The sequence below is a fragment of the Variovorax sp. Varisp85 genome (assembly GCF_047304045.1).
Lineage (GTDB): Bacteria > Pseudomonadota > Gammaproteobacteria > Burkholderiales > Burkholderiaceae_C > Variovorax.
Genome location: NZ_JBGLYN010000042.1, coordinates 25594 through 37321 on the forward strand (window position 1 = coordinate 25594; position 11728 = coordinate 37321).

Below are 11728 nucleotides of genomic sequence, written 5' to 3' on the forward strand. Positions count from 1 at the left end.
GTGGTTCGTGGCGGGTGGGATGGATGGAGTCAGCCGGGCGAGCCCAGGCGGTCGAGCATCGTGCGGATGTGCGCGGCCTCCGCTGCCGTGCGGGCCATGCCGAGGGCGCGTGCGAAGGCGGCGCGGGCTTCGTCGGCGCGCTCCAGCTGCATCAGCAGCGCGCCGTGCAGGCCGTGGAAGTGGAAGTAGCCGTCGAGCGCGCCGGCCAGCGGTTCGGTCAGCGCCAGCGCGGTCTGCGGCCCGTGCAGCTTGTGCACCGCCACCGCGCGGTTCAGCGTGACGACGGGCGATGGCTGCAGGGTTTCGAGCGCGGCGTAGAGGCGGTCGATCTCGGCCCAGTCCGTGTCCCCGGCGTGCGCGGCCTGCGCGTGGGTGGCGGCGATGGCGGCCTGCAGCTGGTAGGGGCCGGGCCTGCGCTGCCGCAGCGCGCCTTCGACCAGTGCCAGCCCCTCGGCGATGAGCGCACGGTTCCAGCGTGCGCGGTCCTGATCTTCGAGCAGCACGACCATACCGCCGGCATCCAGCCGCGCATCGGCGCGCGCATGCTGCAGCAGGAGCAGGGCGGCCAGGCCCATCAGCTCGGGCTCGCCGGGGAACAGTTCGAGCAGCAGCCGCGCAAGGCGTATCGCCTCCTCGCAGAGCGCGGTGCGCACGTGCTCCTCGCCGCCGCTGGCCGAATAGCCTTCGTTGAAGAGCAGGTAGACGGTGGTGCACACGGCCGCCAGCCGCTCGTCGCGTTCGCGCCGGCCCGGCGTGTCGAAGGGAATGCCGGCCGAGGCCACGCGCTTCTTGGCGCGGGTGATGCGCTGCTCCATCGCGCTTTCGCCGACCAGGAAGGCGCGCGCGATCTCCCGCACCGACAGGCCCGAGACGATGCGCAATGCCAGCGCGATCTGCTGCGTCAGCGGCAGCTCGGGGTGGCAGCAGACGAAGAGCAGGCGCAGCACGTCGTCGCGGTAGTGCGCCTGGTCGAGCCGCTCGACCAGGGCGGCCTCGGTGTCGTCGAGGTCGGAAACGAGCGCGTCGTCCTCGGGGAGCGGCTCGTGCGGGCCGCGCCGGCGCACCTCGTCGAGCGCCGCGTTGCGCCCGACGAAGATCAGCCAGGCCAGCGGATCGCGCGGCGGGCCGCTCGCGGGCCAGTGCCGCAGGGCGCGCAGGCTGGCTTCCTGGAAAGCTTCCTCGGCCATGTCGAGCTCGCGGAAGTAGCGCAGCAGCGCGGCCACCGCGCGCGGGCGCGAGGCGGTCAACGTGGTGGCGATCCAGGCGGTGTCGTCGTCGGTCATGCGGCGCGCTTGCTTGTCCTTCGTTCCTGCTCACCCAAGGACGCACGAGTATGCGTCGCGCCGACACGCTCGGCAAAATCGGACGCACTTTCCTCGACGAACAAGAAATGGAGCACCGCGAAATGACGTTGGCAATGAGCTGGAGCGAATGGGCTGATCACGACGGCATCGGTTTGGCCGAACGCGTGCGCAAGGGCGACGTGACGGCGGCGGAACTGGCCGCGCAGGCCGCAGCCGGCATCGCGAAGGTCAACCCGCAGCTGGACGCAGTCGTCGAGGTTTTCGACGACGTGGTAGCCGACCCGCTGAAGGACGGCATGAACCCCGAAGGTGTGTTCGCGGGCCTGCCCTACCTGATGAAGGACCTGGGCCCCACGCTGAAGGGCCGGCTGCAGGAGTTCGGCTCGATGATGATGCAGGGCCATCGCCCGGCGGCCGACAGCTTCCTCACGCAGCAGCTGCGCAGGGCGGGGCTGAACATCGTGGGCCGCAGCACCACGCCGGAGTTCGGCGTGTGCAGTTCGGCGGAGAACGCCTTCCACGTCACGCGCAACCCCTGGGACCTCGAATACACCACCTGCGGCTCGTCGGCCGGCACGGCGGCGATCGTGGCCGCCGGCGTGCTGCCGCTGTCGCATGCCACCGACGGCGGTGGCTCCATCCGCATTCCGGCGGGCGTGAACGGCAACATCGGGCTGAAGGTGTCGCGCGGCGTGTTCTCGCTGGCGCCGGGGCTGTCCGATCTTTCGGGGCTGGTGTCGATCCAGGGCTGCCACAGCCGCACCGTGCGCGACACGGCCGCCTTCGTCGACCACTGCCGCGGCGGCGCGCCCGGCGAGTTCATGCCCTTCTGGTCGCCGGCCGAGCCGTACAGCGAGCTCATCCGGCGCGACCCGGGCCGGCTGCGCATCGCGCTGTCGCATGAGTGGGGCGACTTCCGCGCCACGCCGCATTTCGTGGCCGAGCTGGAGCGTGTCGGCAAGTTCCTCGAGGGGCTGGGCCATCACGTGGAATGGGTGCTGCCGGCGGTCGACTTCAAGGCCGCCTTCGACGCCCAGACCACCTGCTACATCAGCAACTTCGCGCAGGTCATCGACGGCCACCTGCACCGGCTGGGGCTGGAGCGCCCGCCGGCCGAGCTGCTGGAGCCGATCAACATCAAGATCTGGGAAGCCGGGCTGCACACCTCGTACACCGAGCGAGCGAAGATGCAGGCGGTGTTCAACACCACTTCGCGCGCCTTCGGCGACTTCTTCCAGCGTTGGGACATCATCCTCACGCCCATCACCGCGCTGCCCACGCCGAAGGTGGGCACCAGCGAGTACCTCACGACCAGCACGAACCCATCGGTATACGACTGGTTCGCCAACCTCTGGCAGAACTTCGCCTACACGCCGCTGGCCAATCTGTGTGGCATGCCGGGCATCTCGCTGCCGATGGCCGCGCAAGACAACGGCCTGCCGCTGGGCATCCAGGCACAGGCTGCCCAGGCGAACGACGGGCTGCTGCTGCAGCTGGCGGCGCAGGTCGAGCGGGCGCTCGGGGGCCAATGGAATTCGGGCAGGCGGCCCGGGGCGCACGTTGCCGAAGAGTGACGGCGCGGCGGCCGCTCAGAGCAGGTTGCGCAGCGCCGCCTCGATGGCAGCGGCGGTGGCCAGCGGCTTTTCCATGGGAAACAGATGGCCGCCGTCGAGCATCGCGATGCGTCCCTTGGTGACTTGCTCGGTCATCGCCATGCCTACCTGCCTCATCTCCACCGACTGGCGCCCGCCGATGAAGGCCACCTTGCACTTGGGCGGGTGGCGGCGCAGCAGGGCACCGAGGTTATGGGGCAAGGTGTTGTAGATGGCCGTTTCCACGTTGCGGTCGAAACTCAGCTCGCGCGTGTTTTCCCCCTCGAAGGTGCCGTGGTCGATGTAGTCGTGCAGCACCTGCTCGTCCCACTTGGCAAAAGCCTTCTTGCTGCGGAAGTGCTCGAACACCGCCTCCCGGTGTGCCCAGCTGTTCCTGCGCCGGTGGCTGATGGCGCCGGGCGACACGCTCTTCATGAGGGGCGTGCGCTTGACCACATTGAGCGTGTTCGCGCGCCAGCCGCTGAGGATCGGCGAATCGAGCAGCACCACGCCGCAAGCGAGCTCCGGGTGCAGCGCCGCGCACATCAGGCTCAGGATTCCGCCAAGCGAATGGCCGACCAGGAACACCGGTCTGCCGGCGCGGCCGGCGTGCTGCTGCGCGAAGTCGGCCAGCTGCTGCACGAGGTGCGGCCAGTTGTCGGTGACGGGATACTTCGGGTCGTGCCCGAACTTCTCGATGGCGTCGACCTCGAAGCCGCGGTCGCGCAGGCTGTCGAGAACGACGCGGTAGGTGCTCGCGGGAAAACTGTTGCCGTGCGAGAAGACGACGGGAGGCATCACCACAGCCGCACCGGGCTTCAGATGAGTTTTTCGTCGGGCGTGGAGATCTTGCGCAGCGCGCTGTGCCGCGTGGCGGGCATCTTCAGAGGATGCTCGGTATGGCTGTCGTCCCACACCGGATCTTCGATGCTGTCGAACACCTCGCGCAGCTTCTGGCCCCAGCTGTTGTGCATCATGCGGTAGTAGGGGTTGTCGGCGTCGATGCAGATCACGCGGTCGGTCTCGAGCTTGTTGGCCTCGTACACCACGAGGTCGAGCGGCAGGCCGACCGACAGGTTCGACTTCATGGTCGAGTCCATCGACACCAGCGCGCACTTGGCGGCCTCGTCGAGTGGGGTCTCTGGCGTGAGCACGCGGTCGAGCACGGGCTTGCCGTATTTCGATTCGCCGACCTGGAAGTAGGGCGTCTCGGTGGTCGCTTCGATGAAGTTGCCCGCCGCGTAGACCAGGAACAGGCGCATGCCCTCGCCCTTGACCTGCCCGCCGAAGATGAAGGACACGTTGAAGTCCAGCCCCGCATGCTTGAGTGCTTCGGCGTCGCGGTCGTACACGTGGCGCACCGCCGAGCCCAGCACGCGCGCGGCATCGAACATGCTCTTGGCGTTCCAGATGGTGATCGGGTCGCCCTGCGTGCCGTCCTCGCGGGTTTCGCGCAGTTCCTCGATCTGGAGGATTTCGCGCACCGACTGCGAGATGCTCAGGTTGCCCGCCGACAGCAGCACCATGACGCGGTCGCCCGGCTGCTCGTAGACGATCATCTTGCGGAAGGTGCTGATGTGGTCCACGCCCGCGTTGGTGCGCGAGTCGGAGAGAAACACCAGGCCGGCGTTGAGTTTGATGCCTACGCAGTAAGTCATGAGTTCATCTTGCATGAACGGTGCCCGGTCATGCGGCGCCGAGTTCACGTTTATTCAGTTTTTGAAGGGCATACAAGGCGTCGAGCGCCTCGCGCGGGCTCATGGTGTCGGGGTCGAGCGCAGCCAGCGCGGATTCTACGGCGCTGGCCAGCGGCGTTTCGGCTACCGGGGGCGGTGCGAACAGGTCGACCTGTGCACGAGTTTGCGCATGCTGCGATTCGAGTGCTTCCAGCGCTTGCCGCGCATGGTTGACCACCGCCGCGGGCATGCCCGCGAGCCGCGCCACCTGGATGCCGTAGCTCTTGCTGGCCGGGCCGGGCTGCATTTCATGCAGGAACACGATGTCGCGGCCTGCCTCGGTGGCGCTCACGTGCATGTTCACCGCACCATGGTGCGTGGCCGGAAACTCGGTCAGCTCGAAATAGTGCGTGGCGAACAGCGTGAAGGCCTTGCTGCGGTCGTGCAGCTGGGCCGCAATGCCCGCGGCCAGCGCCAGCCCGTCGAAGGTGCTGGTGCCGCGGCCGATCTCGTCCATCAACACCAGCGACTGGGCCGTGGCGCTGTGCAGGATCTGCGCGGCTTCGGTCATCTCGAGCATGAAGGTCGACTGCGCATTGGCAAGGTCGTCGGCCGCGCCGATGCGGGTGTGGATCGCGTCGATCGGCCCGAGCCGGCAGGCGGCCGCCGGCACGTGCGAGCCGATGGAAGCCAGCAGCACGATGATCGCCACCTGCCGCATGTACGTCGACTTGCCGCCCATGTTGGGGCCGGTGATGACCTGCATGCGCTGCTGCGTCCCAAGCTGCGTGTCGTTGGCGATGAAGCCGCCCGACGACTTCTCTGCCAGCCGCGCCTCCACCACCGGGTGGCGGCCCTGCTGGATCTCGATGCACGGGTGCGCCACGAAGCTGGGCGCGCGCCAGTGCAGCGTGTGCGAGCGCTCGGCCAGTGCGCACAGCGCGTCGAGCGTGGCGATGCCGCCGGCCAGCTGCGTGAGCGCGGGCACCGAGGGCTGCAGCGCGTCGAGCAGCTGCTCGTACAGCCATTTCTCGCGGGCCAGCGCGCGGTCTTGCGCGCTCAGGGCCTTGTCCTCGAAGGCCTTCAGCTCGGGCGTGACGAAGCGCTCGGCATTTTTCAGCGTCTGGCGGCGGCGGTAGTTGTCGGGCACCTTGGAGAGCGCGCTTTGCGTCACCTCGATGTAGAAGCCGTGCACGCGGTTGAACTGCACCCGCAGGTTGCTGATGCCGGTGCGCTCGCGCTCGCTGATCTCGAGTTTCAGCAGGAAGTCGTCGCAGTTCTCGCTGATGGCGCGCAGCTCGTCGAGCTCGGCGTCGTGGCCGGTGGCGATCACGCCGCCGTCTCGCACCAGCGCGGATGGGTCGGGCTTGATGGCGCTGGCCAGCAGGTCGGCGCAGCCCGGTGGCGGGGCGAGGCGTTCGGCGATCCGGGCCAGCAGTGCGGCGGCGCCGGGCAGCAGCGGCGCGAGCTGTTCCGCCTTCGACAGCGCCAGGCGCAGCGCCAGCAGTTCGCGCGGTCGCACCTGGCGCAGCGCGATGCGCGCGGCGATGCGTTCCACGTCGCTCGTGTTCTTGAGCTGCTCGCGCAGCGTGCGCCAGGGTGCAGCCGTGCCTCCCAGCACCGTGGCCTGCAGTGCGCCAATGGCTTCGAGCCGGGCCTGCGCCTCGGAGCGGTCGCGCCGCGGCGAAAGCAGCCAGCGCTTCAGGAGCCGGCTGCCCATGCCCGTCATGCAGGTGTCGAGCAGCGAGAACATGGTGGGCGAGTCTTCGCCGCGCAGCGTCTGCACCAGTTCGAGGTTGCGCCGCGTGGTGGGCGGCAGCTCGATCAGGTCGCCGTCGCGCTCGACCGAGAGGCGTTGCACGTGCGAGAGCGCGCGGCCCTGCGTGTGCTCCGCATAGCCCAGCAGCGCGGCGGCCGCGGCGTGCGCGTTGGTGAGCGACTCCGCGTTCCAGGCGGCGAGGCTGTTGCTGCCCATTTGCTCGCTGAGCTTGCGTTCGCCCAGGCCACCGTCGAACTGCCACGCCGGTCGCAGCGACAGCGTGAACGGCGTGGTGGCGCGCGCGGCCTTCAGGCGTTGCTCGAAGGCGGGCGTCACTTCGGCGCTGTAGAGCAGCTCGCTCGGCGCGATGCGCGCGATCCAGGCTTCGAGCGCGTCGGCCGGGCATTCGGCCAGCCGCAGTTCGGCACCTGTCACGCTGAGCCAGGCCAGTCCGCAGAAATTGCGCGAGCCAGCATGCACCGCGAGCAGCAGCGATTCGCTCTTGTCGTTGAGCAGTTCGGAGTCGGTCAGCGTGCCGGGCGTGACCACCCGCACCACCTTGCGCTCCACCGGCCCCTTGCTGGCGCCGACCTCGCCCACCTGCTCGCAGATGGCCACCGATTCGCCCAGCTTGATGAGCCGCGCGAGGTAGGTGTCGACCGCATGGAAGGGCACGCCGCACATCACCACCGGCTGGCCGGCCGACTGGCCGCGCTGGGTGAGCGTGATGTCGAGCAGGCGCGCGGCCTTCTCGGCGTCGGCCCAGAAGAGTTCGTAAAAATCGCCCATCCGGTAGAACAGCAGGGTGTCCGGATGGTTGGCCTTGAGGCCGAGGTACTGCGCCATCATCGGCGTGTGGCCCGAAAGATCAGTTGCCGCCAACTGTGTTTTGTCCGTCATTGGTTGTCTGCATAAGCCATGGATGACATGGAGAAAAGAGGCTGTCCGGCGTTGCCGTGGGGGCAACGCGGCGAAAGATCAACCCATTATTGTGGCCTGCCCGGCGCCACCCTTTCGCAGGGCCATCAGGACACCCGGATTGTCTGCTCGCGCGTCAGAGCGATTCCCGGGGGGGCGATCTCGATTTCCAGCGTCCAGACCGCCTCGAGCCGGTTGCCCGAGTTCGACGACATGCCGGTCCGCCGTATGAGCCTGCTTTTCTCGGGTCTCGGCGTCTTCTCTGAAGCTGCCGTGGATCGCTTCCCCGAATGCGTACTCCTTCGCCCGCATGGCACCATTGGCAGCTTATGACTGCGAACTTTGTGGGGTACCGATGCTGATCAACTGCGTGGCCTATGAAAACGGTGCCAAGCTCGCCGACATTCCGGTCGAGGACATCAGCGAATACATCAGCCGGCCGGGGTGCTTTGTCTGGGTGGCACTGAGCGACGCCACGCCAGGGGAGCTGGCCGAGATGCAGCAGGAATTCGGCCTGCATCCGCTCGCGGTGGAAGACGCGCAGCATGGCCACCAGCGCCCCAAGGTGGAGGAGTACGGCGATTCGCTCTTCGTCGTCATGCACCTCGTGGAGCCTTCGCCCGAGGGCGAGCACTGCACGAACGTGGGCGAGGTCGACGTGTTCGTCGGCACCAACTACGTGCTGTCGGTGCGCAACCGCAGCAAGCAGGGCTTTCTGGGCGTGCGCGAGCGCTGCGAACGCGAGCCCGAGCTGCTGTGCAACGGCGCGGGCTTCGTGCTGTATGCGCTGATGGACGCGGTGGTCGACCGCTACTTCCCGGTGATCGACGCGCTGGAGGTGGAGCTCGAGGCCATCGAGCAGCAGATCTTCGGTCAGGGCGGCGTGGCGCGCGACAAGATCAAGCAGCTGTACGACCTGAAGCGGCGCAGCATGATCCTGAAGCGCGCGGTGGCGCCGCTGCTGGAGGCGGCCAGCAAGCTGCACGGCGGGCGGGTGCCCCAGATCTGCATGAGTTCCCAGGAGTACTTCCGCGACGTGGGCGACCACCTGGGGCGCATCAACGGCTCGATCGACGCCATGCGCGACACCATCGGCACGGCGGTCCAGGTGAACCTGTCGATGGTCACCATCGAGGAGAGCGAAGTCACCAAGCGCCTTGCATCCTGGGCCAGCATCTTCGCGGTGTGCACCGCCTACGCCGGCATCTGGGGCATGAACTTCGAGAACATGCCGGAGCTGAAATTCCGCTACGGCTATGCGGTGGCGCTGGGGCTGATCGCCGGCACCTGCGGCTATCTCTACTACCGGTTCAAGCGCGCCGGCTGGCTGTGAGGGCGGGGCTGCCCCGGTTTTTTTCCTTCCCCGGGGAGGGGAAGGAGCAAGACCTTACTCGTCGTGCGTGTCGTGCGTGGCGATCGCGCCGCGGCGCCAGTAGCCCGAGGCCCGTGTCCATTTCGGGTTCGCGCCTCGCTCGCCCACGAGGTGCGCGCGCAGCGCCTTGGCGATCGCCGATTCGCAACCCACCCATGCATGGAAGTCGCCGGCCGGCAGCTGCATCGCTTTCAGCGCGTTGAGCAGCACAGGACTCAGGCCCGGTTCGGTGCCGCGGCGGTGCACCCACCTGAGCGTGAGCTCGGCCTTCGTGTCGAACGGAATCTCGTCGGCTTCGCTGTCGACTTCCGCCAGCACCACCGCGCGCGCACCGGCCGGCAGCTCAGCCAGGCGGCGCGAGATGGCGGGCAGGGCGGTGTCGTCGCCGATCAGCAGGTGCCAGTCGAATTCGGTCGGCACGATGAACGAACCGCGCGGGCCGCCCACGCCGACGACGTCGCCGGGCCTGGCCTGCTCGGCCCATTGCGTGGCGGGGCCGGCTTCGTGCAGCGCGAAGTCGATTTCGAGCGTGCCGGCCGTGGCGTCATGGCGGCGCGGCGTGTAGTCGCGCATGGTCGGGCGGCCTTCGGGCCAGATCGGGCCCTCGGGGCCGACCGTGGGCAGCGTGAGCTTGCCGGTGGCATCAGGAAAGAAGATCTTCGCGTGGTCGTCGAAGCCGGGGCTGGTGAAGCCCGCGAGGTCGTCGCCCGCGAGGGTGATGCGGATCAGGTGCGGCGTCACGCGCCGCGCGGTTTTCACCGTGAGCCGGCGAAAGCGCAGGTCGTGGCGCACCCGGCGCGGCATGCGGTCGGGCGCGGTGGAGGCGGATGAGTTACTGGAGTCAGTCATTGCAGGAATCCTGTGGTGAACAGGACGGGTTGAGATTCGGGGGAGGGCGCAGGCTCAGATCTTTTCGATCTGCTGGGCCGCGGCGTCGAGCACCGCGGCGAATTCATGCGCCTGCTGCTCGGTCATCGCGGCGCCCGACAGGCGCATGCGCATTGCGAGCTTGAGGTTCTCGATGGCGCGCGTGACCTGCGGCGGCCGTCCGCCGCGCGGGCCGGCGCCGTCCACGCCGCCGCTCATGCGGGCCATCATGGCGTCGGCCATCTCGCGGTTCGCAGCGAGGAATTCCTGGCCGCTGGCCGTGACGCTGTAGCGCTTGCGGCCGCTGCCGTCGCCGGCTTCCACGCTGAGGTAGCCCATTTCCTCGAGCAGCGTGAGCGTGGGGTAGACCACGCCGGGGCTCGGCGCGTAGCTGCCGCCGAGGCGGTCTTCGATGGCCTTGATCAGTTCGTAGCCGTGGGCCGGCTTGTCGGCAATGAGCTGCAGCAGCACGAAGCGCAGGCCGCCGTGGCCGAACACGCGTGCGCCGCCACGGCCACCGCCGCGGTGTTGTCCGCGCCCGCCGGAAAGGCCGTCTTCATGTTCGCCGCGGGCGGTGCGGCAGTGGTGATGGCTGGAGTGGAAATGTCTCATGGCGAGCATCCTTCATGATGTACATCGAAATTATTTTAGATATATCTAAAATAAAGTCAAACCGATACCCCAGACCACACGGAAGGCGGCTCGCCCATCGCCGCGAGTCAGCCGTCCGAAGCCTCTCCAGCGGCCACGAAGCGCCGCTGCCGCATCCACTTGGTCGCCACCCATTTCTCGCCGTGCAGCACGGGTCCGCCCGCATGCAGCGATGCATGGTCCACTTGCCCGAGGCTGTTGCAGTACTCGAAGTACACCGCGCTGCCGCGTCGTGGCGGCACCGACCAGCCGCATTCGGGAAATATGGTCTCGCCGCCTTCCTCCACCTCGTTGAGGTAGCTCACGAGCGTGCTCACCCGCTGGCCGCTGCGTGCCAGCGAGGCCTTGTTGGCTGCGTTCGACGGCACCAGGAAATCGAAGTGGGGCATGCTCTGCGCGCCGGCCGGGTAGCACAGCACCTGCAGGCCTTCGCCGTTTTCCACCGGCAGGTTCATGAGCTCCGACACGCGCTGATCGAGCCTGGCGATGAAGGCGTTTTCGCGCAGCCGGAAGAACATGCCCAGGCTGCTGCGCTGTTCACCGACAAGGTCGCGCCCGGACAGCGGATCGACGGTGGTCGATGGCGCCAGCCGGGGCCTCGCGAGCGCGATCAGCTCTTCGCATTCCCGCGCGTCGAACACGTCGTCGAGCACAGCCATGGCCGGCTGCGCCGCGCGCGCGGCCACGCGCACGAGCCGGTCCGTGGTACAGATCGACGTGCCCGGCGGCAGCCGCGGCGGCTCGTACTGGTAGAGGGGCGCTACCGTTACCGAATCGACAGGCACCGGGCTTCCGGTGCGCAGCGCGAACACGAAGGCATCGACGATGGTCCTGGCGGCCTCGGGCGGCATGTCTTGCGCGCGCATGGCCTTGATCACGTTCGCGGGGGCGCAGCCCTGGCGCAGGTTGTGCAATACCCAGTCGCTCAGCGCGGGCGAGAAACGCAGCACCGCATCCATCGGCTCAGACTTCCGCCGGAACCCAGCCGTTGCCGGTGCGTTTGAAGTTCTGCTTCAGCTGCATGGTGCCGGCGCCGCGCACCACGCGGTCGACCATCGGAAAGGCCTTTTGCACGTCGGCATTGCCCGTCCAGGGCGCGGCATCGATCCTGTAGGTGTAGGTGACGACGACTTCGGCCGGGTCCTTGGCGTCCTTGCGCGCTTCCCAGCCGACGATCTTGTCGAGCGTCAGGTGAGCGGCGCAGAAGTCGCCCTGGCCGCTCTGGCCGCCTTGGTTCTTGCGCACCAGGAAGTACTTCTTTCCTTCGTCGGTCAGCGCGTAGCGGGTGACCTCGATTTCGCCGGCCTCCTTGTCGTTCTCGACCTTCGCCGTGGACGCACTCACCAGCCCGACATGTTCCAGCACCGGCATCTGCACCGCGTTGCGCGCGCGCGTGCCTGCCTCGCGCTGCGGCACGTCGATGGGCCATTGGGTCTTGCCCAGGCACAGGTCGCCTTTCTTCGCAAGGTAGGCGTTCATCGCGGCCGTGAGGTTCGGCAGGTCGGCTTCGGGCTGCTGCGGGCCGCAGCCCGTGAGTGCGGCCAGGGTGGCGGCGCCGATTGCCGCGCAAAGGATCTTGTTGTTCATGT

11 protein-coding genes are annotated in these 11728 nt (G+C 68.0%); 3 read left to right on the forward strand and 8 right to left on the reverse strand.

What is annotated here, in order from left to right:
- Positions 1-29 precede the first annotated feature (29 nt).
- Positions 30-1283: an RNA polymerase sigma factor gene (locus tag ACCC97_RS17500; protein ID WP_413334088.1), complete on the reverse strand. Its 1254-nt coding sequence runs from the start codon at positions 1281-1283 to the stop codon at positions 30-32.
- A 122-nt stretch (positions 1284-1405) separates the two neighbouring features.
- Between ACCC97_RS17500 and ACCC97_RS17505 the strand changes: the two genes are divergently transcribed.
- On the forward strand, positions 1406-2878 hold the full coding sequence (locus ACCC97_RS17505; protein ID WP_042673446.1) for an amidase: 1473 nt from the start codon (positions 1406-1408) through the stop codon (positions 2876-2878).
- Between the two features lie 15 nt (positions 2879-2893).
- Here the strand turns inward: ACCC97_RS17505 and ACCC97_RS17510 are convergent, their stop codons facing one another.
- Genes ACCC97_RS17510 through mutS form a run of 3 tightly spaced genes read right to left on the reverse strand, consistent with a single transcriptional unit; the run spans position 2894 to position 7231 of the window.
- Positions 2894-3694, reverse strand: coding sequence for an alpha/beta fold hydrolase (locus ACCC97_RS17510; protein ID WP_413334090.1), 801 nt, complete (start codon positions 3692-3694; stop codon positions 2894-2896).
- A gap of 20 nt (positions 3695-3714) precedes the next feature.
- A complete protein-coding gene (locus ACCC97_RS17515) occupies positions 3715-4554 on the reverse strand; it encodes a proteasome-type protease (protein ID WP_042673444.1) in 840 nt (279 codons plus the stop codon).
- 28 nt (positions 4555-4582) lie between these two features.
- Positions 4583-7231 (reverse strand): DNA mismatch repair protein MutS, encoded by a 2649-nt coding sequence (gene mutS / locus ACCC97_RS17520; protein WP_413334092.1) that lies wholly within the window; start codon positions 7229-7231, stop codon positions 4583-4585.
- Positions 7232-7249: 18 nt separating this feature from the next.
- Here mutS and ACCC97_RS17525 point away from each other — a divergent pair, with 18 nt between their 5' ends.
- Positions 7250-7582, forward strand: a complete 333-nt coding sequence (locus tag ACCC97_RS17525) for a hypothetical protein (protein ID WP_157632202.1) — start codon at positions 7250-7252, stop codon at positions 7580-7582.
- Positions 7583-7604: 22 nt separating this feature from the next.
- Positions 7605-8582, forward strand: a complete 978-nt coding sequence (locus ACCC97_RS17530; protein ID WP_007833758.1) for a magnesium and cobalt transport protein CorA — start codon at positions 7605-7607, stop codon at positions 8580-8582.
- 54 nt (positions 8583-8636) lie between these two features.
- Here the strand turns inward: ACCC97_RS17530 and ACCC97_RS17535 are convergent, their stop codons facing one another.
- From ACCC97_RS17535 to ACCC97_RS17550, 4 genes are all read right to left on the reverse strand, one after another.
- A complete protein-coding gene (locus ACCC97_RS17535) occupies positions 8637-9470 on the reverse strand; it encodes a siderophore-interacting protein (RefSeq protein ID WP_413334095.1) in 834 nt (277 codons plus the stop codon).
- A gap of 54 nt (positions 9471-9524) precedes the next feature.
- Positions 9525-10100, reverse strand: a complete 576-nt coding sequence (locus ACCC97_RS17540) for a PadR family transcriptional regulator (protein ID WP_007833756.1) — start codon at positions 10098-10100, stop codon at positions 9525-9527.
- Positions 10101-10207: 107 nt separating this feature from the next.
- Complete coding sequence (locus ACCC97_RS17545) at positions 10208-11098, reverse strand: 2OG-Fe(II) oxygenase (RefSeq protein ID WP_413334097.1); 891 nt, start codon at positions 11096-11098, stop codon at positions 10208-10210.
- A gap of 4 nt (positions 11099-11102) precedes the next feature.
- Positions 11103-11726 (reverse strand): hypothetical protein, encoded by a 624-nt coding sequence (locus ACCC97_RS17550; protein WP_007833751.1) that lies wholly within the window; start codon positions 11724-11726, stop codon positions 11103-11105.
- Positions 11727-11728: the final 2 nt, after the last annotated feature.

Excerpts from the sequence above, each read along its gene's own strand:
- ACCC97_RS17510 (WP_413334090.1), bottom strand. The coding sequence starts at position 3,694 with ATGCCTCCCGTCGTCTTCTCGCACGGCAACAGTTTTCCCGCGAGCACC.
- ACCC97_RS17515 (WP_042673444.1), bottom strand. The coding sequence starts at position 4,554 with ATGACTTACTGCGTAGGCATCAAACTCAACGCCGGCCTGGTGTTTCTC.
- ACCC97_RS17550 (WP_007833751.1), bottom strand. The coding sequence starts at position 11,726 with ATGAACAACAAGATCCTTTGCGCGGCAATCGGCGCCGCCACCCTGGCC.
- ACCC97_RS17535 (WP_413334095.1), bottom strand. The coding sequence starts at position 9,470 with ATGACTGACTCCAGTAACTCATCCGCCTCCACCGCGCCCGACCGCATG.
- ACCC97_RS17505 (WP_042673446.1), top strand. The coding sequence starts at position 1,406 with ATGACGTTGGCAATGAGCTGGAGCGAATGGGCTGATCACGACGGCATC.
- ACCC97_RS17545 (WP_413334097.1), bottom strand. The coding sequence starts at position 11,098 with ATGGATGCGGTGCTGCGTTTCTCGCCCGCGCTGAGCGACTGGGTATTG.
- ACCC97_RS17525 (WP_157632202.1), top strand. The coding sequence starts at position 7,250 with ATGGATGACATGGAGAAAAGAGGCTGTCCGGCGTTGCCGTGGGGGCAA.
- ACCC97_RS17530 (WP_007833758.1), top strand. The coding sequence starts at position 7,605 with ATGCTGATCAACTGCGTGGCCTATGAAAACGGTGCCAAGCTCGCCGAC.
- mutS (WP_413334092.1), bottom strand. The coding sequence starts at position 7,231 with ATGACGGACAAAACACAGTTGGCGGCAACTGATCTTTCGGGCCACACG.
- ACCC97_RS17540 (WP_007833756.1), bottom strand. The coding sequence starts at position 10,100 with ATGAGACATTTCCACTCCAGCCATCACCACTGCCGCACCGCCCGCGGC.
- ACCC97_RS17500 (WP_413334088.1), bottom strand. The coding sequence starts at position 1,283 with ATGACCGACGACGACACCGCCTGGATCGCCACCACGTTGACCGCCTCG.